General features: G+C 62.2%; 2 protein-coding genes. One reads left to right on the top strand and one right to left on the bottom strand.

Annotation, left to right across the window (positions count from 1 at the left end; all coding sequences use genetic code 11):
• On the top strand, positions 1-521 hold a 521-nt coding region (locus D477_RS00005), incomplete at its 5' end, for an MFS transporter (RefSeq protein ID WP_005266054.1).
• A 7-nt stretch (positions 522-528) separates the two neighbouring features.
• Here D477_RS00005 and D477_RS23040 read toward each other — a convergent pair.
• Positions 529-723: hypothetical protein (locus tag D477_RS23040; RefSeq protein ID WP_237740653.1), on the bottom strand; the 195-nt coding region annotated here is incomplete at its 5' end.

Here is a 723-nt window from a genome sequence, read left to right as displayed (position 1 = left end):
TGATCTTCAACTACCTGCCAACGTACCTGTCAAAATCCCTCAACTTTGCGGCATCAACAAGCTTCATCATCACCTCGATCGGGCTCGCCATGCTGTGCCTTTCCATCCCATTCGCCGGCATGGCGGCCGACAAACTGGGCCGGCGGAAAGTCCTCCTCAGCTCGGCGCTCCTCATGGCACTGCTGACCTACCCGGCCTATCTGCTGATGCAGAACGGCAGCATTGCATGGGCCATCGGCGGAATCATTCTCCTGGCGGTCCTGTTCTCCGGTCAGGCCGGCGTCATCCATACGTCGCTGCTGGAACTATTCCCAGTCTCGGTGAGGACAACCGGATACTCGTTCGGCTACAACATTGGCCTCGCCATCTTCGGCGGAGCCGGCCCGCTGATCGTCACAAGCATCATCGCCAGCACGGGCAATCAAGATGTGCCTGCCTACTACGTCATCGGCGCGGCACTGTGCACGTTCCTGAGCGCGCTTGTCATCACCGAGTCAAAAGCACGGTCACTGCACGACTAGACCACACTCAGATTCCCAGCACGGCAAGGGCGGGTCCAGCTTCACGACGGGACCCGCCCTTGCCCCTGTAGCGCCTCAAGGGGAGAGCCAACGGTCCAGCTTCACGGGAAGGATGACTCTTCGTTGACGCGGCGACCAGGCCGAGTCCGGCGACGGCACCGGCGCCCAGCATGGCGCGCCGGGTCGTGCCGCGCTGCGGGCT

This window comes from Arthrobacter crystallopoietes BAB-32 (assembly GCF_000328305.2).
In the GTDB taxonomy this organism is placed as follows: domain Bacteria; phylum Actinomycetota; class Actinomycetes; order Actinomycetales; family Micrococcaceae; genus Crystallibacter; species Crystallibacter crystallopoietes_A.
Note: the sequence above shows the minus strand (reverse complement) of the source record. Positions and strands in the feature narration are given on the sequence as shown.